General features: G+C 60.7%; 22 protein-coding genes and 1 pseudogene. 13 read left to right on the top strand and 10 right to left on the bottom strand.

The genetic code is table 11. The features are described 5' to 3' along the window. Positions 1–95 precede the first annotated feature (95 nt). A complete protein-coding gene (locus CER19_RS15395; protein WP_034136149.1) occupies positions 96–965 on the top strand; it encodes a carboxylate/amino acid/amine transporter in 870 nt (289 codons plus the stop codon). Here the strand turns inward: CER19_RS15395 and CER19_RS15390 are convergent. Both CER19_RS15390 and CER19_RS15385 read right to left on the bottom strand, forming a co-directional pair. Continuing rightward, a complete protein-coding gene (locus CER19_RS15390) occupies positions 922–1950 on the bottom strand; it encodes an NADP-dependent oxidoreductase (protein ID WP_116667024.1) in 1029 nt (342 codons plus the stop codon). The two genes, CER19_RS15395 and CER19_RS15390, sit on opposite strands and share 44 nt — an antisense overlap. A gap of 62 nt (positions 1951–2012) precedes the next feature. Further along, positions 2013–2800 (bottom strand): annotated as a pseudogene (locus CER19_RS15385) (SDR family NAD(P)-dependent oxidoreductase). A gap of 125 nt (positions 2801–2925) precedes the next feature. Here CER19_RS15385 and CER19_RS15380 point away from each other — a divergent pair. Continuing rightward, on the top strand, positions 2926–3492 hold the full coding sequence (locus CER19_RS15380) for a TetR/AcrR family transcriptional regulator (protein WP_116667023.1): 567 nt from the start codon (positions 2926–2928) through the stop codon (positions 3490–3492). A gap of 16 nt (positions 3493–3508) precedes the next feature. Here CER19_RS15380 and CER19_RS15375 read toward each other — a convergent pair whose 3' ends face one another. Next, positions 3509–4801, bottom strand: a complete 1293-nt coding sequence (locus CER19_RS15375) for a mechanosensitive ion channel family protein (RefSeq protein WP_014719419.1) — start codon at positions 4799–4801, stop codon at positions 3509–3511. A gap of 192 nt (positions 4802–4993) precedes the next feature. Here CER19_RS15375 and CER19_RS15370 point away from each other — a divergent pair, with 192 nt between their 5' ends. Then, a complete protein-coding gene (locus tag CER19_RS15370; protein WP_003193110.1) occupies positions 4994–6340 on the top strand; it encodes a DEAD/DEAH box helicase in 1347 nt (448 codons plus the stop codon). 47 nt (positions 6341–6387) lie between these two features. On the opposite strand, the gene CER19_RS15365 is transcribed toward CER19_RS15370, so the two are convergent. Continuing rightward, complete coding sequence (locus CER19_RS15365; RefSeq protein ID WP_116667022.1) at positions 6388–6663, bottom strand: hypothetical protein; 276 nt, start codon at positions 6661–6663, stop codon at positions 6388–6390. 153 nt (positions 6664–6816) lie between these two features. Here CER19_RS15365 and CER19_RS15360 point away from each other — a divergent pair, with 153 nt between their 5' ends. The 5 genes from CER19_RS15360 to copD all read left to right on the top strand — a co-directional run bounded on the left by CER19_RS15360 (position 6817) and on the right by copD (position 11201). Continuing rightward, entirely contained in the window at positions 6817–7206 is a 390-nt protein-coding gene (locus CER19_RS15360; RefSeq protein WP_116667021.1) for a transcriptional regulator, read from the top strand. Positions 7207–7332: 126 nt separating this feature from the next. Continuing rightward, the gene (locus CER19_RS15355; RefSeq protein WP_116667020.1) at positions 7333–9048 is read left to right on the top strand and encodes a copper resistance system multicopper oxidase; all 1716 of its coding nucleotides are present in this window, start codon (positions 7333–7335) and stop codon (positions 9046–9048) included. Between the two features lie 10 nt (positions 9049–9058). Beyond that, on the top strand, positions 9059–9886 hold the full coding sequence (locus CER19_RS15350) for a copper resistance protein B (RefSeq protein WP_116667019.1): 828 nt from the start codon (positions 9059–9061) through the stop codon (positions 9884–9886). Between the two features lie 50 nt (positions 9887–9936). Continuing rightward, positions 9937–10323: a copper homeostasis periplasmic binding protein CopC gene (gene copC / locus CER19_RS15345; protein WP_116667018.1), complete on the top strand. Its 387-nt coding sequence runs from the start codon at positions 9937–9939 to the stop codon at positions 10321–10323. Beyond that, positions 10320–11201, top strand: a complete 882-nt coding sequence (copD, locus tag CER19_RS15340; RefSeq protein WP_116667017.1) for a copper homeostasis membrane protein CopD — start codon at positions 10320–10322, stop codon at positions 11199–11201. Before copC ends, copD begins: the two co-directional genes overlap by 4 nt. Here copD and CER19_RS15335 read toward each other — a convergent pair. The 3 genes from CER19_RS15335 to CER19_RS15325 all read right to left on the bottom strand — a co-directional run bounded on the left by CER19_RS15335 (position 11198) and on the right by CER19_RS15325 (position 13245). Then, positions 11198–12064 carry a DUF6279 family lipoprotein gene (locus CER19_RS15335; protein WP_116667016.1) on the bottom strand — a complete coding sequence of 289 codons (867 nt, stop codon included), beginning with the start codon at positions 12062–12064 and terminating at the stop codon, positions 11198–11200. The genes copD and CER19_RS15335 overlap by 4 nt on opposite strands. A gap of 66 nt (positions 12065–12130) precedes the next feature. Further along, positions 12131–12853 carry a TorF family putative porin gene (locus tag CER19_RS15330; protein WP_116667015.1) on the bottom strand — a complete coding sequence of 241 codons (723 nt, stop codon included), beginning with the start codon at positions 12851–12853 and terminating at the stop codon, positions 12131–12133. Positions 12854–13065: 212 nt separating this feature from the next. After that, positions 13066–13245 carry a hypothetical protein gene (locus CER19_RS15325; RefSeq protein ID WP_003193095.1) on the bottom strand — a complete coding sequence of 60 codons (180 nt, stop codon included), beginning with the start codon at positions 13243–13245 and terminating at the stop codon, positions 13066–13068. A 323-nt stretch (positions 13246–13568) separates the two neighbouring features. Here CER19_RS15325 and CER19_RS15320 point away from each other — a divergent pair, with 323 nt between their 5' ends. Both CER19_RS15320 and CER19_RS15315 read left to right on the top strand, forming a co-directional pair. Further along, entirely contained in the window at positions 13569–14405 is an 837-nt protein-coding gene (locus CER19_RS15320; RefSeq protein ID WP_116667014.1) for a S1 RNA-binding domain-containing protein, read from the top strand. A 156-nt stretch (positions 14406–14561) separates the two neighbouring features. Then, positions 14562–14960 carry a DUF2177 family protein gene (locus CER19_RS15315; protein ID WP_116667013.1) on the top strand — a complete coding sequence of 133 codons (399 nt, stop codon included), beginning with the start codon at positions 14562–14564 and terminating at the stop codon, positions 14958–14960. Here the strand turns inward: CER19_RS15315 and CER19_RS15310 are convergent. Continuing rightward, complete coding sequence (locus CER19_RS15310) at positions 14904–16082, bottom strand: MFS transporter (RefSeq protein WP_116667012.1); 1179 nt, start codon at positions 16080–16082, stop codon at positions 14904–14906. The two genes, CER19_RS15315 and CER19_RS15310, sit on opposite strands and share 57 nt — an antisense overlap. Positions 16083–16186: 104 nt before the next feature. Here CER19_RS15310 and CER19_RS15305 point away from each other — a divergent pair, with 104 nt between their 5' ends. Further along, entirely contained in the window at positions 16187–17080 is an 894-nt protein-coding gene (locus CER19_RS15305; RefSeq protein ID WP_116667011.1) for a LysR family transcriptional regulator, read from the top strand. A 142-nt stretch (positions 17081–17222) separates the two neighbouring features. After that, positions 17223–17345 carry a PA1414 family protein gene (locus tag CER19_RS29085; protein WP_003193089.1) on the top strand — a complete coding sequence of 41 codons (123 nt, stop codon included), beginning with the start codon at positions 17223–17225 and terminating at the stop codon, positions 17343–17345. 206 nt (positions 17346–17551) lie between these two features. Here the strand turns inward: CER19_RS29085 and CER19_RS15295 are convergent, their stop codons facing one another. Together CER19_RS15295 and speB are read right to left on the bottom strand one after the other, a co-directional pair. Further along, a complete protein-coding gene (locus CER19_RS15295; protein WP_116667010.1) occupies positions 17552–18934 on the bottom strand; it encodes a sodium:solute symporter in 1383 nt (460 codons plus the stop codon). 162 nt (positions 18935–19096) lie between these two features. Next, positions 19097–20047, bottom strand: a complete 951-nt coding sequence (gene speB, locus CER19_RS15290) for an agmatinase (RefSeq protein WP_116667009.1) — start codon at positions 20045–20047, stop codon at positions 19097–19099. A gap of 257 nt (positions 20048–20304) precedes the next feature. On the opposite strand from speB, the gene CER19_RS15285 reads away from it, so the two are divergent. Beyond that, a complete protein-coding gene (locus CER19_RS15285; protein WP_116667008.1) occupies positions 20305–21198 on the top strand; it encodes a LysR family transcriptional regulator in 894 nt (297 codons plus the stop codon).

The raw sequence follows: 21198 nt of genomic DNA, 5'->3' as shown, positions 1-21198 counted from the left end.
CGACTGCCGCTTTAGCGAGGTCGGGTTTTTTTTGCGCCGAGTTTCTTCAACCCCCAAAAAGCTTTAATGTCGCGCCCATTCGAAACGAGGCGCGCATGGGCTATCTACTGGTTGTCACCCTGATTCAGGCATTTTCCTTCAGCTTGATCGGCGAATACCTCGCCGGTCACGTCGACAGCTACTTTGCGGTGCTGGTGCGCGTGGTGCTGGCCGGGCTGATCTTTATTCCGCTGACCCGCTGGCGCTCGGTAGAGCCCGCGTTCATGCGCGGCATGTTGGTGATCGGTGCATTGCAGTTCGGCGTGACCTACGTATGCCTGTACCTGAGCTTTCGTGTGCTGACGGTGCCGGAAGTGCTGCTGTTCACCATCCTCACACCGCTGCATGTGACCCTGATCGAGGACGCGCTTAATCGCCGCTTCAATCCCTGGGCGCTGGTGGCGGCCCTGGTGGCGGTGGGCGGTGCGGCAGTGATTCGTTTCGATCAGATCACCCCGCACTTCCTGATGGGGTTCTTGCTGCTGCAATTGGCCAACTTCACCTATGCCGCCGGGCAAGTCATGTACAAGCACCTGGTGGCGCGTTATCCCAGTGACCAGCCGCACTTCCGGCGTTTCGGTTATTTCTACCTGGGCGCCTTGTTGGTGGTGTTGCCGGCGTTCCTGCTGTTCGGCAAGGCTGATTTCCTGCCGCAAGCGCCGCTGCAATGGGGCGTGCTGGTGTTCCTCGGGTTGGTCAGCACTGCGCTGGGCATGTACTGGTGGAACAAGGGCGCCTGCCTGGTCAATGGCGGCACCCTGGCGGTGATGAACAACCTGCATGTGCCGGTGGGGCTGTTGCTGAACTTGTTGATCTGGAACCAGCACGAACCGCTGGGCCGTTTGGCCCTGGGCGGTCTGGTGATTCTGGGGGCGGTTTGGATCAGCCGGCTGGGTGTGCGTCGGGCGGTGCCGTCCCCATCGTGATCACCACCTTGCCTTTGGCGCGGCCTTGTTCGACATAGTCCAGGGCCGCCGCTGTGGATTCGAAAGGAAAGGTACGGTCGATGACCGGCCGGATACTGCCGGACTCGACCAGCGCGGTGATTTCATCCAGTTGTGCGCCACTGGCACGCATGAAGACAAACTCATAGCTCACGCCTTGCTTGCGTGCTTTCCTGCGGATACCGCTGCTCAACAGGCCCATGACCAGGCCTAATAGCCATGGCAGGTTCTGGGCGCTGGCGAAGGCGGGAGTCGGCGGCCCGGAGATGGAGATGAGCTGGCCGCCGGGCTTGAGAATCTTCAGTGACTTGGCCAGCGCATCCGGGCCAAGGCTGTTCAGCACCACATCGTAATCCCGCAGCACGGCCTCGAAAGCTTGCTGTTTGTAGTCGATCACTACATCCGCGCCCAATGCCTTGACCCACTCCACATTGGCAGTGCTGGTGGTGGTGGCGACAAAAGCGCCCAAATGCTTGGCCAACTGAATGGCGATACTGCCCACCCCGCCTGAGCCCGCATGAATGAACACCTTCTGGCCTTTCTTCAGCTTCGCGGTTTCCACCAGCACCTGCCACGCCGTCAGCGCGACCAGGGGCAAGGACGCGGCTTGCTCCATGCTGATGTTGCCGGGTTTGCGCGCCAGTGCGTCTTCGTGCACGGCAATCCGCTCGGCGAAGGTGCCGATACGTTGCTGGGGCGGGCGGCCGTAGACTTCGTCCCCCGGCTTGAAGCGTCGCACCGCAGCGCCGACGCTGAGCACCACGCCGGCCAGGTCATTGCCCAGTGTCAACGGCAACGCATAGGGCAGGATCAGTTTGAATTCGCCCTTGGCGATCTTTGCATCCAGCACATTGACGCTGCTGGCCCGCACCTGAACCAGCACGTCATGCTCGCCCACGACAGGCGCGGGGGCCTCGATGAGGCGGCCGGGCTGCTTGCCGTACCGTTCAATGGAAAATGCCTTCATGGTTCAACGCTCGTTGCTTCGATGAGAAGGGGCAGGCGCGTAGCGCGCCTGCTACCGGTTGATCAGGCGTTCGCCAGGTAACGTTCGGCAACCTGGGACTGCTTGATCTGCGCCAGCAAGCCTTGCCGCGCAGCCTGCAACGCGTCCCAACGGGCGCCGTCCTGCAACGGCGGAATGGTCACAGGCTCGCGGCGATCGAAACCGACCAGCGCCGCGTCCACCAGATCACCCACTTCCATCACGTCTGTGAGGGTGTTGATATCAATGCCCGCACGCTCCCAGATCTCGGTACGCGTGGCAGCGGGCAGCACGGCTTGCACGTACACGCCTTTGGGCGCCAGCTCCAGGCTCATGCCCTGGGACAGGAACAGCACGAACGCCTTGGTCGCGCCGTACACCGTCATGCCGAATTCCGGGGCCAGGCCCACTACCGAGCCAATGTTGATGATAGCGCCGTTGCCGGCTGCCGCCAGGCGCGGGGCGATGGCACTGGCCAGGCGTACCAGCGCCGTGGTGTTGAGGGCGACCAACTGCGCGACGCTGTCGGTGGACTGTTCGATAAAACCGCCAGACTGCGCGGAGCCTGCATTGTTGACCAGAGTGCCAATGCTGGCGTCGTCGCGCAGGCGCGCTTCAACTGCGGCCAGGTCAGCGCTCTGGGTCAGGTCGGCGGGGAGGATATCAACGCTGACGGCATGCTGTTCACGCAGTCGGGCGGCGAGCGCTTCCAGGCGCGTGATATCACGGGCGACCAGTACGAGGTCATGGCCGCGTGCGGCAAAACGTTCGGCGTAGGCGGCGCCAATGCGGTCGAAGCGCCAGTGATCAGAACGGTGTTGGAAGTGCTCATGGTGTGATGCTCTGTGAGTACGAGGAGGTTTTATGATGTCGATCATAATCAAAGCTGTCAACGGTTTTGATTATGATCGACATCATAGTAATATGCCTATCTCGCAAGCTGGCAGGACCACAGACATGAAGATCACCAAGGCGCAGTCACAGAGCAATCGGGCCCATATCGTCGCGACAGCTTCCGAGCTGTTCCGCGAGCGGGGTTTCGATGGGGTGGGCGTGGCCGAGTTGATGGCTGCGGCCGGTTTTACCCAAGGCGGCTTTTACAAGCACTTCGGTTCCAAGGCGGACTTGATGGCGGAAGCGGCCGCCAACAGCCTGGCGCAGTCACTGGCTGATAGCGCGGAGATGGAGGTGGAGCAGTTTTTCGAGGTTTACCTGTCCAGGCAGCACCGCGACCATCGCGGCGGCGGATGCACATTGGCGGCGTTGTGTGCCGATGCTGCTCGTCAATCGGACACGCTGAAGGCGACCTTTGCCAACGGCTTGGAAAACACCCTGCAGGCCTTGGAAGCAAAGTACAACGCGGCTAATGACGGGCCACAGGAAGACGTGCGGGCGAAAATGCTCGACAGCATGGCCCATGCCATCGGCGCAATCATGCTGTCGCGCGCATGCCCGGATGATTCCGCCCTGGCCGATGAAGTGCTTGAGGTGTGCCGCAAGGAGATTACGGCGTCACTGCCGTAATCCCGTTCGCATCACCTCATGCCGTTTCGGCGACGGGTACCTGCGTGGCCCCAGCCAATGCCGGCAGCACACCAGCGCGCAGGTCATTACCGCTTGGCTGCTGATACAGGCTCAGCCCGAACTCCGGCAACACCGCCAACAGATAATCAAAAATATCCCCCTGGATCCGCTCGTAATCGCCCCACGCGGTGGTGCGGGTAAAGCAGTAGATCTCCAGCGGCACGCCCTGGGCGGTGGTTTGCATCTGGCGCACCATGCAGGTCATGTTCGGCTGGATGTCCGGGTGGCTTTGCAGGTACGCCAGGGCGTAGGCGCGGAAGGTGCCGAGGTTGGTCATGCGCCGACGGTTGGCCGACAGTTGCGCGCTGTGGCCCTGGGCCTCGTTCCAGGCCTTGAGTTCGGCCTGTTTGCGGCTGATATAGCCGCTGAGCAAGTGCACCTGGGTCATGCGCACTTCTTCCTCATCGTTCAGGAAGCGTACGCCGCTGGCGTCGATGTACAGGCTGCGCTTGATACGGCGCCCACCGGAGGCCTGCATGCCACGCCAGTTCTTGAACGACTCGGACATCAGGCGCCAGGTGGGGATAGAAACGATGGTCTTGTCGAAGTTCTGCACCTTCACCGTGTGCAGGGTGATATCGACCACATCGCCATCGGCACCGACCTGGGGCATTTCGATCCAGTCACCGACGCGCAGCATGTCGTTGCTGGTCAATTGCACGCTGGCGACGAACGACAGCAGGGTGTCCTTGTACACCAACAGAATCACCGCCGACATCGCACCCAGGCCTGAGAGCAGCAACAGCGGCGAGCGGTCGATCAGGGTGGCGACGATGATGATCGCGCCGAACACGAACAGCACCATTTTCGCCAGTTGCACATAGCCTTTGATCGAACGGGTGCGTGCGTGTTCGGTGCGTGCGTAAATATCCAGCAGCGCGTTGAGCAGGGCACTCATGGCCAAAACCATGAACAAGATGCTGATCGCCAGGGCCACGTTGCCGATGAACAGGATGGCGGTCTTGCTCAGGTCCGGCACCAGGTACAGGCCGAACTGGACCACCAGCGACGGCGTCATCTGCGCCAGGCGATGGAAGACTTTGTTATGCCGTAGGTCGTTCAGCCAGTGCAGGGCCGGCTGCCGGCCGAGCAATTTGACCGCGTGCAGGATGAGGTAACGGGCGACCCGTCCCACCACCAATGCCACCACCAGCAACACCAGCAAGCCGAGGCTGGAATGCAGGACCGGGTGTTCATCGAGGGCGCCCCAAAGGTCTTGGACGTTGAGCCAGAGCTGTTTGATATCCATGAGTGAACCGATTCTTCTGTAAGACAACACGGGGCGATTAGAGCATTTAAGTGCAATAAAGTTGACGCTCTGGACAAAATCGCTGACAAAAAAGCAGCTGATTGGCCCCGTTCGCGTAAAGAAACTCGGTTTGGGCGCCCGAAACCGGTAACCTATGCAGCTGATATTTTGTATTTCTTCGAGGTAGCACCCGTGTTTTCCCAATTCGCCCTGCACGAACGCCTGCTCAAAGCCGTGGCCGAGCTTAAATTTGTCGAGCCTACGCCTGTGCAAGCAGCGGCCATCCCGCTCGCGCTCCAAGGGCGTGACCTGCGGGTGACGGCTCAAACCGGCAGCGGCAAGACCGCCGCTTTCGTCCTGCCGGTGCTTAACCGCCTGATCGGCCCGGCCAAAGTGCGCGTCAGCATCAAGACCCTGATCCTGCTGCCGACCCGCGAGCTGGCTCAGCAGACCCTGAAGGAAGTCGAGCGCTTCTCGCAGTTCACCTTCATCAAGTCCGGCATCATTACCGGTGGCGAAGACTTCAAGGTCCAGGCCGCGATGCTACGCAAGGTGCCGGACATCCTGATCGGCACCCCAGGGCGCATGATCGAGCAGCTCAACGCTGGCAACCTCGACCTCAAGGAAGTCGAGGTGCTGGTGCTCGACGAAGCCGACCGCATGCTCGACATGGGCTTTGCCGATGATGTGCAACGTCTGGTCGGCGAGTGCGTCAACCGTCAGCAGACCATGCTGTTCTCCGCCACCACCGGTGGTTCGACCCTGCGCGACATGGTCGCGAAGGTGCTGAACAACCCTGAGCACTTGCAGGTCAACAACGTCAGCGACCTGAACGCCACCACGCGCCAGCAGATCGTCACCGCTGACCATAACGTGCACAAAGAACAGATCCTCAACTGGTTGCTGGCCAACGAGACCTACCAAAAGGCCATCGTGTTCACCAACACCCGTGCCGCCGCCGACCGTATCTACGGGCGCCTGGTTGCGCAGGAATACAAGGCGTTCGTGCTGCACGGCGAGAAAGACCAGAAGGACCGCAAGCTGGCCATCGACCGTCTCAAGGCGGGCGGCGTGAAGATTCTGGTGGCCACCGACGTCGCCGCACGCGGCCTCGACGTGGACGGCCTGGACCTGGTGATCAACTTCGACATGCCACGCAGCGGCGACGAATACGTGCACCGTATCGGCCGTACCGGACGGGCCGGCAACGATGGCCTGGCCATCTCGCTGATCTGCCACGGCGACTGGAACCTGATGTCGAGCATCGAACGCTACCTCAAGCAGTCGTTCGAGCGCCGCACCATCAAGGAAGTCAAAGGCACTTACACCGGGCCGAAGAAGGTCAAGGCGTCGGGCAAGGCCGTTGGCGTGAAGAAGAAAAAGACCGACGCCAAGGGCGACAAGAAGAAAACCGGCGCCAAGTCACCGACCAAGCGCAAGATCGCCAACCGGCCGAAGACCGACAACCTGTCGCTCGTCAGCAAGGACGGCATGGCGCCGCTCAAGCGCCGCAAGCCAGAAGCACCGGCTGCCGAATAAGCAGGCGGGCATAAAAAAACCGGACGATGTCCGGTTTTTTTTCGCCATCAGTTGTTGGTTTTGGCGGCCGCTTCCTTGAGCTCCTTGAGCCGCGCATCGATCAACTGGCACTTGTCGGGAAACTCGGCGCTTTCGGTATCCAGGTCCATCTTCTGCAGCTCGGCATTTATCTGCTTGGCCTTGGTCGGGTTCTGTTCTGTGAGCTTGGTCACTTCCTTGGCCAGCGCTTCACGCTTGGCCGTTGCCTCCTCGGGCGTGCAGGCCCAGGCGGGCAGGGCGCTTAACAGCGTGGCGGCGAGAGTCAGCTTCATCAAGGTTTTCATGGTCGGACTTCCTTGGCAGTGATGTGCAGTTGAGGTGGCGAACCTCTGGAAAGTTCAGAGAAATGACGCCCGTCTGTTCAGTTGAACGGCCAGTGCCAGGACATGTCACTCCCTTAGACGGGCTAACTCCATCGGCCTGCAGGAGGAATCAGGATGACGACTTACAATTGGGATCTGATCGAACGTCTGCTGCATGAAGTGCAGAACGGCGAGGGCAGCTTTGCGCCGCGCAAATACGCCGAACAGGAAGCGGCCGAGAAGGCGACGGCCGGCGAGGCCACTGGCAACCTGGACGCACTGAAGAAGACCGCTGCCGATTACGAGGCGCTGCTGTTCAAGCGTGGCTTTATTGAATCGCGGCCAGAAGAAGAGGGCGGCAATGGCGAGAATTTCATTCTGACGGCGCTGGGTGCGCAATTGCTGGCGCTGATCGACAGCTCGATTCCGGGCAATGATCATCCGCGTCAGGTGTTGGATGAACAAGCGGATGCGCTTGATCCGGCAACGTTCGCTGAAGTGGCCTCCAAAGCCCAGATCGCCTGATCCTGTTATGCCCCGGCGCCCCTGAGGGTGCCGGGTGAACCTGTCGAATCGGTAATCTGCCGCTAAGGTTGCTGACAGCCGGCGACTCCTAATCTGCTGCCATTCAACTCACGGACTTGAATCGGCATGCACTCCACAACCTCCAGACGCACATTCGTCAAAGGCCTGGCCGCAGGCGGCCTGCTGGGCGGGCTCGGGCTTTGGCGCCCGCCTGTGTGGGCACTGACCAGCCCCGGCCAGCCCACGGTGCTCGCCGGCAGCGAGTTTGACCTGTTTATTGACCAGACCCCCGTCAACCTGACAGGCCAACCGCGCACCGCGTTGACCGTCAACGGCAGCCTGCCCGGCCCGCTGTTACGCTGGCGGGAGGGCGACACCGTGACCCTGCGCGTGAAAAACCGCCTTGGCGAGCCCACCTCGATCCACTGGCACGGCATTCTGTTGCCATCGACCATGGACGGCGTGCCCGGCCTGAGCTTCAAGGGCATCGAACCGGGCGCCCTTTACGTTTACCAGTTCAAGGTCAAGCAGCACGGCACCTACTGGTACCACAGCCATTCCGGGCTTCAGGAGCAGCAGGGTGTGTACGGTCCGCTGGTCATCGACCCCAAGGAACCCGAGCCGTATACCTACCAGCGCGATTACGTGGTGATGCTGTCGGACTGGACCGATGAAGACCCCGTCGCCCTGATGAAGACCCTCAAGAAGCAGTCCGATTACTACAACCTGCACAAACCCACCCTGGGCGATTTTATCCGGGATGTGGGCAAGCAGGGCTGGTCGGCGACCGCTGCCGACCGGCTGATGTGGGCGCAAATGAAGATGAACCCCACCGACCTTGCGGACGTCAGCGGCGAGACCTACACCTACTTGCTCAACGGCCATCCGCCTGGGCAGAACTGGAGCGGGGTGTTCAAGGCGGGGGAAACCATTCGCCTGCGTTTTATCAATGGTTCGGCGATGACCTATTTTGATGTGCGCATTCCCGGGCTGAAGATGACCGTCATCGCCGCGGATGGTCAGCCGGTGAAGCCGGTAAGCGTCGACGAGTTCCGTATCGCCGTGGCGGAAACCTACGATGTGCTGGTCGAGCCCGTGGCAGACGCTTACACCCTGTTTGCCCAGTCCATGGACCGCACAGGCTATGCCCGTGGCACCCTCGCCCGGCAGGTGGGGGCGACGGCCTTGGTACCGCCGCTTGATCCGCGCCCGTGGCTGACCATGGAGGACATGGGCATGGGCGGCATGGACCACGGCGCCATGGCCGATATGCCGGGCATGGAAGGCATGGATCACAGCGCCATGGGCGCGATGGCGATGCAGAAACACCCCGCCAGCGAGCAGAACAACCCGCTGGTAGACATGCAGGCGATGAGCCCGGTGCCCAAGCTGGACGACCCTGGAATCGGCCTGCGCAACAATGGCCGCCGGGTGCTCACCTATGCCGACCTGCGCAGTACCTTCGAAGACCCCGATGGCCGCGACCCCTCGCGCACCGTCGAATTGCATCTCACCGGGCATATGGAAAAGTTCGCCTGGTCGTTCAACGGCGTGAAGTTTTCCGATGCCGAGCCTCTGCAACTGACCTATGGCGAGCGCGTGCGGGTGGTGTTGGTCAACGACACCATGATGGCCCATCCGATTCACCTGCATGGATTATGGAGCGATCTGGAGGACGAAAACGGCCAGTTCCAGGTGCGCAAACACACCATCGACATGCCACCGGGCTCCCGGCGCAGTTACCGCGTCACCGCTGATGCCTTGGGGCGCTGGGCCTATCACTGCCACCTGCTGTACCACATGGAAATGGGCATGTTCCGTGAGGTGCGCGTGCATGAATAAGGAAGCGAGCATGAACCGTTGCGTCTCGTCCCTTTGCATCGCTTTCGCCACGCTGGGGTTCGCCCCATGGGCGTTGGCGGCCGAGGATGAATTTCAGGGCATGAGCCCGGCGACGCCGGCGCTGACGCAAAGCCGTACGCCGATTCCGGCGCTGACCGACGCAGACCGCGCAGCGGTGTACAACGCGCCGGGAGGGCATCAGGTGCACGACAGCGGCGTCAACTCGATGCTGCTGGTCAACCAGTTGGAATGGCGGGGCGGCGACGGCAACACGCAGAGTTGGGACATCAAGGGTTGGGTCGGCGGTGACATCGACCGGTTGTGGCTACGCAGTGAAGGCGAACGCAGCGCCGGCCGCACTGAAAGCGCCGAAGCCCAAGCGTTATGGGGGCACGCAATCAGCCCGTGGTGGGATGTGGTCGGCGGCGTGCGCCAGGACTTCAAGCCTGGTGCCAGCCAGACCTGGGCGGCCTTTGGCCTACAAGGCATGGCGCTCTACAACTTCGAGGCCGAAGCCACGTTGTTTGTCGGCGAATCGGGGCATACCGCCGCACGCCTTGAGGGTGACTACGACATTCTGCTCACCAATCGCCTGATCCTGCAGCCCACCGCAGAGCTCAATTTTTATGCGCAGAACGATCCGCAACGCGGCGTTGGTTCGGGCTTGGCGGAAAGTGACCTGGGCCTGCGCTTGCGCTACGAAGTTCGCCGCGAGTTTGCGCCCTACGTTGGGGTCAGTTGGAACCGGGCTTATGGCCAGACCGCGCAATACGCACGGGACGAGGGCGAAGACATCCATCAACTGCGCTGGGTGGTCGGCGTGCGGTTGTGGTTCTGAAAGGTTTCCCTTTTTTATCATTCGCCGCCTCGCGCGGCCTGGAGTCTTGCATGTCTATGTTGAACACCACGCTGCTGGGTGCTGCGCTGTGGGTAGGCTTAAGTCTTAGCCTGCCAGCTTCGGCCCATCCAAAGCTGCTGTCGTCGCTTCCGGCGACAGGTGCACAGGGCGCTGCGCCTGCAGTCATTGAATTGCACTTCTCGGAAAATCTGTTGACTCAGTTTTCCGGGGCCAAGCTGACCATGACCGACATGCCGGGCATGCCCGATTCTCCGATGCCGGTGAAGGCCGCCGTGTCGGCGAGCAGCGACCCCAAGGTGATGTTGATCAAGCCGGTCTCCGCACTCACCACCGGCAGCTATCGGGTGGATTGGCGTGCCGTGTCGTCTGATACGCATCCGATCACGGGTAATGTGGTGTTCAGCGTGCAGCCATGAGTGAGCTGATCCCCATCGCATTGCGCTTCGCGCTCTATCTCGACCTGATGATGCTATTTGGACTGGGGCTGTTCGGCCTTTATGGTCTGCACGCTGAGCAACGCAGACGGCTCAATCTAAGGGCATGGATGGGATTGACGGGCGGCTTGGGGCTGGCGTTTTCGGTGGCGTCGCTATTGGTCATGACCCAATCGATGAGCGGAGCCACGGATTGGCAGGCGCTGTGGCCGCATGTACAGATGATGCTGTGGCAGACTGACCTGGGGCTGACGTGGTGGGTGCGTGTCGCGGCGCTGGTGCTGGCGGCACTGAGCACTCACCTGGCGCTGGCCACGCTGTCGGCTGGCGTGGCGTTGGTCACCCTGGTGTGGACAGGGCACGGCGTGATGCACGAAGGTGTGCAAGGTGTGTGGCACATCGTCAGCGACGGTGCACACCTGTTGGCGGCGGCAGGTTGGGTGGGGGCGCTGGCGGCATTTGGTCTGCTGCTGATGCCTGCGTCGTTGCCACGGGGCGATCGGGTCCAGGTTCTCGCCAGGGCGTTGGCGGGTTTCGAGCATATGGGCGCGGGATTTGTCTTGGTGCTGGTCGGCACTGGTGTGGCCAATTATCTGTTCGTCGTCGGACCAAACCTGGGGGGCATCACCGGTGGAGTCTACGCGGTGCTGCTTTGCCTGAAGCTGGGGTTGTTTGGCCTGATGCTGGCCTTGGCGGCCCTCAATCGCTTTCATCTGACGCCGCTTCTACATCGATCTATCGCGGCGGGCGACTATAGCGTGGCGATCCGTGCGTTACGGCGCAGCATGGTTATGGAGTTTGGTGCGGTGGTGCTCATCCTTGGCTTGGTGGCCTGGCTGGGCACCTTGGCGCCAGACTAAGACTGCGCGCTTTTCAGGCATTTGAGCGCCTGGAAGTCGCTGCGGACCTTGTCGATTTTCTGGGTGAGTTTCAGGCGCTGCGCTGGGGAGCTTTGGGCCATCACGTCGACGAGCAAGCTGCGCGCGGCGGCTTCGGTCTGTGCGTAGGCGGCGCGGTATTGCGGGGTCCACAGGCTTTCGCGATCCACCAGCAGTTGCTGGATTTTCTGCGGGAAATCGGCAGTGTGGCGTTGTTGCAGCGCCTCGATAAATTGCGCCTGCCAATGGGCGCGGTTGCCGATCCACGCTTGGTTTTGCGCGCCCAACTCGGCAGACCAGGCCGTCACGCGGTTTTGCTGGCCGGGGCTCAATGGGCCGATCCAGGCGTCCAGTCGCTTGCTCATGCGTTCGGCGCGTTCCTTGATTTGCTGGGCCAGCGGCGGCTTGAGGTATTCGTCCTGGCGTTTGCGCAGGTCCTTGGCCAGGGCGTCGCTCATGTCCTTGACCTGCTGATCGTCCAGGCCTTGCAGCAATTGCACGGCTGAGGGGGTGATTTCCCGCGCAATCTCGGCAATTGCCTGTTTGGCCTCGACAGTACGAGTTTGCAACGCGGCGTCGGTGACCTGGTTGCTGTCGACCATCTGCTGCAGGCGGTCGAGCCAGTCCAGGTAGCCAGGCAATTGCGTGGTGCAGTGCCAGGCCAGGTGCTCCTTGAGAGTGTCGTTGAACCAGCTCTTCTGCCCGGCATTCATGTCCAGGTAATCGTTGAGGGTCCAGGGGATGATCACGTCGAGGTTACGGTAGGCCAGGCCCACGCGATTGCAGCCGGCGAGCACCAGGCTCAGGGTCAGCAGTACCATCAGGAGTTTGAGCCGGCGCAACATGGGCAGGTCCTTGCATGGAGGGCGTTAATGCATGTGAACCTGCGCGGGGTGCGACAGTTCAGCCCATCAATAAAACGACCGCGCGGCCTTCAAGGTCAACAGCCCATCACATTGCGAGTTGTGTCCGGAGTAGGCCGAGCAGTCACTGCCGCTGAGGCTGGAGCCGCTGTAGATCAGGTCTAGGTCAATGCCTTTCCAGGCCCGGGAAAACTGCACCGACCAATCGCTGAAACTGCTGATGGCGCCGTTCTCTACCGAGACCGGCGTGCCCAGTTGATGGGTGGTGTACTTCATGCTGACACCGATGCCGAAAGGCTGGGTGCCGCCCAGGTCGGCAAACAGGGTGCTGTCCTGGCGGTCGGGGTCGTTGCTGAAAGACACGCCAAAGCGGTTGCCCAACAGGTTCAGCCCGCCGTAGAACTCCTGGCTGTCGAGGGGGCTGACCTTGGGGTAGCTGTAGTGGATCAAGCCGACTTCGTAGCCCAGGGTCTGGTCGAACGGACGCTTGAAGCCCATGTAGGAGTCGACTTCAAGGTTATTGGCCGACGACAGGCCCATGTTCGGGGAAAACTGGCCGAAATACAGGCCGCTGTCGTGGGTAAGGTCCAGGCCACCGTGGAACGAGTCGCTGCCAGGGGCGGTCGGCTTGACCAGGCCCTGGGCCATGGTGCGGCTGGGGGTGGTGCCTAATTTCAGGTCGAAGTCACCCAGTTCACGCTGGAAGATATGCGCTTGGGCCAAAGGGCTGGCGACCAGGATGCTGACCACGAAAATACAGCGTTTAAGCATGCTTCACTCCATGAAAAGCGAGGAGCAGTAACGGAAAGATTCAGGCGGATGCCCGTGCTAGACGTGTGCAAGGATACCGGCGAATGCCAGGCGTTGAGGCCCGTTCGTCGATTAGCTGCGTATTGAATGTATCGGGAGGGGGTGGCAACTCTAGTCCTAGCGCCTCGAAGGCAAGACGCTTAGGGACCAGATGCAGTGCGCGGGTATGACTATTACTTCTTGCCCAGGCTGATCTGCTTGGATGGGCCGAAAGTCTGGCCGCTCACGCCCTTGGCAATTTGCTGGATTTCGCCGCCGGACTTGAGGAACGCAGCGATCTGGCTGTTGATCGATTCGCTGGTTTCAACGGCGGGAGCTGGCTTTGCTTTGCTGTTGGATGCTTTTACACGCATGGCGGCCACTAACCTGTAGAAAATTAACTTGGCCAGGCATCGTACAGGAAATACTTGACAATTGCTTGGCAAATATCCCTCAGAAATAAGACGCAGCGCTGGAAATAACCGAAGTTCAGCGCTGAAATAAAGCGCTAACTTACTGTTTTAGCTGGAAACCACAGGCTGGTGGGCACGCTGATGGCCTGCTCAAAGTGAACCGAACGATCAGACGAGTGGGGCGGTGCCACTGGAACGCCATGCCAGCCCGCGATTTTTCAGGCGTGTGCGCGTGCAGGGCACAACTCGGGTAGAATGCCGCCCACGCAATGAGGGTATTGGAAATGGCTTTAGTCGGGCGCTACAACAGCTTGCAAGTAGTCAAGCACACTAACTTTGGTTTGTACCTCGATGGTGCGCAAGAGGGGGAAATCCTCTTGCCTAATCGGTATATCCCTAAAGATATTCCCAGTGAAGATGAAGACTGGCTCAACGTTTTCATTTATCTGGACAGCGATGACAAACTTATCGCCACCACCGAAAAGCCCAAAGTTCAAGTCGGTGAATTTGCCAGTTTGAAAGTTGTGGAAGTCAACAGTATCGGGGTGTTCCTTGACTGGGGTTTGCCCAAGGACTTGCTGCTGCCGTACTCGGAAGAAAAACGCCAGCTGACCGCGGGCGAATACTGCGTGGTGCACGTTTACCTCGACAAGCACACCAAGCGCATCACCGCCACCGCTCGCCTTGACCGTTATCTGGACAAAACGCCGGCGAACTATCAGGTGGGTCAGGAAGTCGACCTGCTGGTGGCCGAAGCCACCGACATGGGCTTCAAGGCGATCATCAACAACAAGCACTGGGGCCTGATCCACAAGAACGAAGTGTTCAAGTTCCTGCGCCCGGGCAAGGAAGAGAAGGGCTTTATCAAAGAGATCCGCGCCGATGGCAACATCAGCCTGAGCCTGCAGCCGGTGGGCCAGGAAGCGGCCTCCAGCCTGAACTCGAAGATCCTCGCCAAGTTGCGCGATAACAATGGCAGCCTGCCGGTCAGCGACAAAAGCGACCCGGCGGTGATCAGCAACTTGTTCGGGGTGAGCAAGGGCAACTTCAAGAAGGCCATTGGTGCGCTTTATAAGCAGGGCCAGATCGTGATTCATGCGGACCGCATTGAACTAAGCTGAGTACAGGCTGCTCTCCTGTAGGAGCGAGCTTGTTGTGGCGAGGGAGCTTGCTCCCGCTCGACTGCGCAGCAGTCGCGAGCTTTTGGGGGCGCTTCGCACCCCAGCGCAAGCAAGCTTGCTCGCCACAACAAGCTCGCTCCTACAAAGGCTCGTGTCATGTCCAAGAGAACGCTCTTCGCCTACCTCGGTACCTTGCTCGCCTTCCTGGTCCTCGACGGCCTTTGGCTTGGCGTGCTCATGGGCTCCACCTACAAATCCCTGCTTGGCGCGCTGATGCTTGATCAGCCACGCCTGTTGCCTGCGGTATTGTTCTATCTCCTGTATGTCCTTGGCTGCGTAGTGTTGGTGGTCTTGCCCTGCGCCAGTTGGCAGCGCGCTGCGCGTTTGGGCGCCTTGCTTGGCCTGGTGGCCTATGGCACCTATGACCTGAGCAACTGGGCCACGCTTCAAGGCTGGTCCGCTGGGTTGGCGCTGATGGACATGGCGTGGGGCACGTGCCTAACAGCGATTAGCTGCACCGTTGGCCACTTGTGTGCAAATCGGCTGCGGCGGTAGAGGGCGGTTGATCAGTACTGAACCGGCTAATAACAACCCGGTACCGGCAACGACCAACGCCGGTTGCAGGCTGCCACTGAGGTGGCTGCTGACCGACGCCAACAGTGGCCCGCTCAATTGGCCGACGGCGAAGCTGGCGGTCAGTAACCCCGTGCTGCGTTGGTAGCCATGGGGCGCGACCTCCCGTAATCGCGCCATCACCAACTGCATGCAGGCCAGAAAGGGCGCACCGCACAGCAACACGCCCAGCGCCAAGCCCCAGCCATTGCCAAGCAGGCAGGCAAATACCCCGGCCGCTTGCAGCCATAAAGTCGCCATCAGCCAGCGACGGGTGGTGTTCGGGTGCTTGCGGCGCAGGCTTGCAACCCCCACTCCCAGCGCGGCCGCCAGGCCAAAGCAGGGCCAGAACAAGTCGGCCTGCCAGGCCCCGTGGAATTGAGCGCTGGCCATCTGCGACAGAAAAGTCGCCGGGATGATATAGCCCAGGCCATACAGGAAATAAATCCAGCATAGGTGCGCGATACTGCCGTTGTTTCCCGCGCTGGTGGCCTGTGTAACCGTCAGGGCCGGCTTGGGTAGAAACGGTAGGATCGCCAACAACATCACCAGCGCCACCGCCCCGTAGAGCAACCACAGCGTGGCAGAGCTTTGCCCCGATAGGTTCGACACCAGCGCCAGCAGCCCCGTCAACACAATCCCCAACCCCGGCCCTGCAAACACCAGCGCACCCAGGCGTGGACGACCGGCGGCAATCGCCAGTGGTTGGCTCAGGCTGGTAATCATCACCAGAGCCCACGCACTGGCGACCCCGGTGCCGAAGCGCAGCAGCACATGCGGCCAGAACCCGTGGGCCCAGTAGGACGCCAGGGTCAGCAATACGCACAACCACAGCCCGCCGTATAGGCGCCCGCGCACATGCTGATGGCTGCGGGCAAAGATCGAGTCCACCGCGCCGACAAAATAGCCCAGGTAATTGGCGGCTGCGATCAGGCCGGCGCCGGTCAGGTTGATCTGGCCTTCACTGAGCAAATGCGGCATTTGCGGAGTCAGGGCGAAGCGGCCAATGCCCACGGCCATCATCAGGGCGACGAAGCTGGCGAGTAAGCGAATCAGCGGGGACATGTTCAGGTTTCCTGCAAAGAAGCGAATGCCTTGCAGGCTAAGACGGATTGACTTTCTGTAAAATTGAATAATAGTGAGTAACTTGTTCAGTTTTGGAGAAAGTAATGGAGTTCAGTCAATTGCGCATTTTCCAGGCCGTGGCGGAAGAGGGCTCCATCACCCGCGCCGCTGAGCGCCTGCACCGCGTGCCCTCAAACCTGTCGACCCGGCTTAAACAAATGGAAGATCAACTGGGCGTCGATCTGTTCGTGCGCGAGCGCCAACGTTTGCAGCTTTCTCCGGCAGGCAAGGTACTGCTGGACTACAGCACCCGCCTGCTGGCGCTGCACGACGAAGCCCACGGCGCCGTACAAGGCGGGCAGCCGGCCGGTGATTTCGTCTTGGGCCGCATGTACAGCACCGCCGCGGTTCATTTGCCGAAGCTGCTGGCGCGCTATCACAAGACTTACCCCATGGTGAACCTTCAGGTGCAGTCGGCGCCCAGTGGGGAGTTGTTGGAAGGGCTGATCACCGGGCGCCTGGACGCGGCCTTCGTCGACGGCCCGCTGACCATCGCCACCCTGGATGGCGTACCGCTGTGCGAAGAGCGCCTGGTGCTGATTTGCGAGGCCGATCACCCGCCGGTGCGTGGCCCCCAGGATGTGACGGGCCGTGCGGTGTTCACGTTTCGGCGCAGTTGCGCCTACCGCACGCGCCTGGAAACCTGGTTTTCCCATGAGCGTGTGGCGATGGGGCGGGCGATCGAGATCGAGTCCTACCAAGGCATGCTCGCCTGTGTGATTGCCGGTTCGGGGGTGGCGTTGATGTCTGAGTCAATGCTCGAAAGCCTGCCCGGCAAGGACAGCGTGTCCGTTCATCCGCTGACCGGGCCTTTTGCCACTGCGACCACCTGGCTGATGTGGCGAAAGGGTATGCTCGGCGCTAATCTCAATGCATGGATCGACCTGCAGCAAGACGGCAACCCACGATGCGTGCAAGACACGCGCGCGATTGCTTGAACGATCCGTCAGGATTTGGATCAATTCAGTAATAGTTCGTTGTGGTTTCCTTCAAGCATTACCTAGGACTTAGGGCTACTATCACTGTAGGAAACGGCGACAGAACTCACGCCGGCCAGCACTACCCTCAAAGGGGGCAATCATGAAAGAGAAAATCCAAAACTGGCTCCACGACCTTGGCGTTGCGTTGGGCTTGATCGAGCCTCCGCTGCAACCAGTGCCGATCCGCACGGATGACGAGCAGCGTCGGCCACGTCGCCGCTAATCACGCGGTCTAAAAAATGTGGGAGCGGCGGTGCGACGATTCGACTTGCTCGCGAAAGCGGTGTGTCAGGCAACGAAAAGGTTGAATGACACACCGCTTTCGCGAGCAAGCCCGCTCCCACAGTTGTTTTTCACCAGGCAAAAAAAAACGGGCGCGACCCCCGACGCCGCCCCCGCTGAAGAAAATATCCCCGTCCCTGTTATAGCTCAAACCCCCGCAGCCGCCACTTTGTCGGGGCGACGCGACAGCAAACTCACCAGCACAAAGCTCACCAGCGCCACCGCCAGGCTGTAGTAGATCGGCGTGTTTGCATCCAACCCATCCTTGAACATAAACACCAGCGCGGTCACGAAACCCAGGCTCATGGACGTGATTGCGCCCGAGGTCGTCGCGCGCTTCCAGAAGATCGCGCCGATCAAGGGCACCAACATACCGCCCACCAACAGGTTATAGGCCAGGGTCAGGGCGCTGATCACATCGTTCACCACCAAGGCGATACCCAGCACGGCAATGCCGGTCAACAGGGTAAACAGGCGATTGATGCGCAGGCTCGACGCCTTGCCGCCGCGCAGGCGGGGCAGCAGGGCTTCGGGCAACACGGTGGAGGCGGCGAGCAGGCCGGCGCTGGCGGTGGACATCATGGCGGCCAGCGCGGCCGCGATGACCAGGCCGCGAATGCCTTCCGGCAGCGAGGCTTTGACGATCGCGGCGAAGGCATTGTTGACGTTGTCCAGGTCCGGGATCAGCACATGGGCAGCCATGCCGATCAGCGCACAGGCCAAGCCGTACAGGATGCAATAGAAACCGGCGAAAGTGCCCGCGTACTGGGCGACCTTTTCATCTCGGGCAGTGAACACTCGTTGCCAGATATCCTGACCGATCAGGATGCCGAAGAAGTAGATCATGAAGTAGGTGATGATCGTGTCCCAGCCGATTGCGGTAAAGCTGAAGTTCGACGCCGGCAGCTTAGCCACCAGCTCATCCCAGCCACCGACGCGGTACAGGCAGATCGGTAACAGGATGAACATCAGGCCGACGGTCTTGATCACGAATTGCACAATGTCGGTGAGGGTCAGCGACCACATGCCACCGATGGTCGAATACACCACCACCACGCCGCCGCCCACCAGTACCGACAACCAGAACGGCAGGTCGAACAGCACTTGCAGCACGGTGCCGATGGCCAGGATCGAGGTCACGCCGATCATTAGCGCGTAGGCCAGCATGATCACCGCGCTGGCCTGGCGGGCCATGGGGTTGTAGCGTTTTTCCAGGACCTGGGTGACGGTGAAGATTTTCAGCTTCAACAGGGGCTTGGCCAAGAACAGGTTCAGGGCAATGATGCCCGCGCCCAGCGCGGCGCACAGCCAGAAACCAGAAATACCATGCACATACCCCAGGCGCACGGTGCCGACGGTGGACGCACCGCCCAGCACCGTGGCGGCCATGGTGCCCATGTACAGCGATGGGCCGAGGTTGCGGCCGGCGACCAGGTAGTCTTCGTGGGTTTTGGCGCGACGCATGCCGTAGTAGCCGAGCACCAGCATGCCGGCGGCGTAGATGAGTACGACGAATAAATCCAAAGCCATGACGGCGGTTCTCCGATTATATTTTTTATGGGCGATCAGGCGGCAGCTGGCTCGGTAAACACGCGAGCGAAGGTCAGGTACATCGTTGTCGGGGATCTGTGCGACCCCCTTGGTTGTGAGTGTGAAGACGCGGTTTTTATCGTTCTCAGTGCGTTCGCCTTATCAGCGATGCGCGACGCCAGGCAATACGCAGAGCATTTCGTACAGCAAGTTGGCGCCCAACAACGAGGTATTGCCGGTGGTGTCGTAAGGCGGCGAAACTTCTACCAGGTCGCAACCAATCAGATCGAGGCCCTGGCAGCCACGGATGATTTCGATGGCCTGGATGGTGGTCAGCCCGCCAATTTCCGGGGTGCCGGTGCCGGGCGCCCAGGCGGGGTCGATGCCATCGATGTCGAAGCTCAGGTACACCGGGCCGTCGCCGACTTTTTCCCGCACTTCGGCCATCAGCGGCGCGAGGGAGTGATGCCAGCATTCTTCGGCCTGGACCACACGGAAGCCTTGCTTGCGGCTCCAGTTGAAGTCTTCGGCGGTATAACCCTGGGCGCGCAGGCCGATCTGCACCACGCGGTCGCAATCGAGCAAGCCTTCTTCCACGGCGCGGCGGAAGGTGGTGCCGTGGGCAATTTTCTCGCCGAACATATGGTCGTTGACGTCGGCGTGGGCATCGATGTGCACCAGCCCGACCTTGCCATGTTTTTTGTGGATCGCTCGCAGGATCGGCAGGGTGATGGTGTGATCGCCGCCCAGGGTCAGAGGGATGACGTCGTGCTCGAGGATCTCGTCGTAGGCCTCTTCGATGATGCGCACCGCGTCGAGCAGGTTGAAGGTATTGATCGCCACGTCGCCGATATCGGCCACCGACAATGAGTCGAAGGGGGCAGCGCCGGTGGCCATGTTATAGGGGCGGATCATCACCGACTCGGCGCGGATTTCCCGTGGGCCAAAGCGTGTACCGGCGCGCAGCGAGGTGCCGATATCCAGGGGCACGCCGATAAAGGCGGCGTCCAGGCCCTTGGCGGTTTGCAGGTGGGGAAGACGCATCATGGTGGCGATGCCGGCGAAGCGCGGCATTTCGTTGCCGCCCAGTGGTTGGTGGAAAATCTTGTCCACGGGATTGCCTCATCGTTGTTTTGTTTATTGATGGCCGATTCTGCGAAAAGCCTGGCTTAGGAAGAATCGGCAGAGGCAAATACTTAGTTCAGATTTTTCTAAACTAAAGTCTGGGGTAAACTCCATGGTCTCTGTAGGAGCGAGCTTGCTCGCGAAAAACGTCAACGATGATGCGCACGTCCAGAATGTACGCGGCGTTCTCAGGTTTTTCGCGAGCAAGCTCGCTCCTACAGTTAGTTGAAGTTTATGGAGCCCCCATGGCCAACGCCTTGCCCGACCTGAAACTCCTGCGCATCTTCGTCAGCGTCGTGCGCCATCAAGGGTTTGCCAATGCCCAGCACGAGCTCAACCTGTCGACGTCGGCCATCAGCACCTACATGAGCCAACTCGAGTCAGCCTTGGGGCTTGTGCTGTGCCATCGTGGCCGTGGCGGCTTCAGCCTGACCAGCAAGGGCGAGCTGTTTCATCAGGAAACCCTGCGCCTGCTGGGCGAGCTCGAAGGTTTCGAGCAATACGCTGCCGCGTTGAAAGGCGAGTTGCGCGGCACCCTCAAGCTTGGGGTGCTCGACTCCACCGTCAGCGACAAGGCCTTGCCGTTCGCCGAAGTGATTGGCGCCTACAGCCTGGAGCACCCGGCGGTGCATTTGCACCTGTCGGTGATGAGCCCCTACGAATTGCAACTGGGGGTCCAGGACAATCGCCTGGACCTGGCCATCGGTGCGTTTTCCAACCGCATGAGTGGGCTGATCTACATGCCGCTGTACCGCGAACAGCACTGGTTGTATTGCAGCACCCGACATCCTCTGTTCAACGAGCGGCGCATCCCGGAGCAAGTGATCACCCAGCAACGCATGGTCGGGCGAGGTTACTGGAGCCAGGCCGAACTGGCGCGCCACGGCTTCAAGCACAGCGCTGCCACGGTGGAAAGTATGGAAGCGCAACTGATTCTGGTGCTGTCGGGCGCTTATGTTGGCTACCTGCCAGAGCACTACGCCCAGGCCTGGGCTGACAAGGGCGACCTGCGCGTTTTGCTGCCGGCCACCTTCGGCTATCAGGCACCGTTTTCGATGATCATGCGCCGTGGCCGTAGCCGCGAGCCCCTGATCCAGACCTTTCGCGATTTGCTCAAGACCCAGCTCAACCAGGCCTGA

Source organism: Pseudomonas sp. GL93 (assembly GCF_003408955.1).
In the GTDB taxonomy this organism is placed as follows: domain Bacteria; phylum Pseudomonadota; class Gammaproteobacteria; order Pseudomonadales; family Pseudomonadaceae; genus Aquipseudomonas; species Aquipseudomonas paracarnis.
The sequence above is the reverse complement of the archived record's forward strand: the minus strand, read 5'-3'. Positions and strand labels throughout refer to the sequence as shown.

Coding starts and splice junctions, on each gene's coding strand:
- CER19_RS15395 (WP_034136149.1), top strand. CDS start 96: ATGGGCTATCTACTGGTTGTCACCCTGATTCAGGCATTTTCCTTCAGC.
- CER19_RS15390 (WP_116667024.1), bottom strand. CDS start 1,950: ATGAAGGCATTTTCCATTGAACGGTACGGCAAGCAGCCCGGCCGCCTC.
- CER19_RS15380 (WP_116667023.1), top strand. CDS start 2,926: ATGAAGATCACCAAGGCGCAGTCACAGAGCAATCGGGCCCATATCGTC.
- CER19_RS15375 (WP_014719419.1), bottom strand. CDS start 4,801: ATGGATATCAAACAGCTCTGGCTCAACGTCCAAGACCTTTGGGGCGCC.
- CER19_RS15365 (WP_116667022.1), bottom strand. CDS start 6,663: ATGAAAACCTTGATGAAGCTGACTCTCGCCGCCACGCTGTTAAGCGCC.
- CER19_RS15360 (WP_116667021.1), top strand. CDS start 6,817: ATGACGACTTACAATTGGGATCTGATCGAACGTCTGCTGCATGAAGTG.
- CER19_RS15355 (WP_116667020.1), top strand. CDS start 7,333: ATGCACTCCACAACCTCCAGACGCACATTCGTCAAAGGCCTGGCCGCA.
- CER19_RS15350 (WP_116667019.1), top strand. CDS start 9,059: ATGAACCGTTGCGTCTCGTCCCTTTGCATCGCTTTCGCCACGCTGGGG.
- copC (WP_116667018.1), top strand. CDS start 9,937: ATGTCTATGTTGAACACCACGCTGCTGGGTGCTGCGCTGTGGGTAGGC.
- copD (WP_116667017.1), top strand. CDS start 10,320: ATGAGTGAGCTGATCCCCATCGCATTGCGCTTCGCGCTCTATCTCGAC.
- CER19_RS15335 (WP_116667016.1), bottom strand. CDS start 12,064: ATGTTGCGCCGGCTCAAACTCCTGATGGTACTGCTGACCCTGAGCCTG.
- CER19_RS15330 (WP_116667015.1), bottom strand. CDS start 12,853: ATGCTTAAACGCTGTATTTTCGTGGTCAGCATCCTGGTCGCCAGCCCT.
- CER19_RS15325 (WP_003193095.1), bottom strand. CDS start 13,245: ATGCGTGTAAAAGCATCCAACAGCAAAGCAAAGCCAGCTCCCGCCGTT.
- CER19_RS15320 (WP_116667014.1), top strand. CDS start 13,569: ATGGCTTTAGTCGGGCGCTACAACAGCTTGCAAGTAGTCAAGCACACT.
- CER19_RS15315 (WP_116667013.1), top strand. CDS start 14,562: ATGTCCAAGAGAACGCTCTTCGCCTACCTCGGTACCTTGCTCGCCTTC.
- CER19_RS15310 (WP_116667012.1), bottom strand. CDS start 16,082: ATGTCCCCGCTGATTCGCTTACTCGCCAGCTTCGTCGCCCTGATGATG.
- CER19_RS15305 (WP_116667011.1), top strand. CDS start 16,187: ATGGAGTTCAGTCAATTGCGCATTTTCCAGGCCGTGGCGGAAGAGGGC.
- CER19_RS29085 (WP_003193089.1), top strand. CDS start 17,223: ATGAAAGAGAAAATCCAAAACTGGCTCCACGACCTTGGCGTTGCGTTG.
- CER19_RS15295 (WP_116667010.1), bottom strand. CDS start 18,934: ATGGCTTTGGATTTATTCGTCGTACTCATCTACGCCGCCGGCATGCTG.
- CER19_RS15285 (WP_116667008.1), top strand. CDS start 20,305: ATGGCCAACGCCTTGCCCGACCTGAAACTCCTGCGCATCTTCGTCAGC.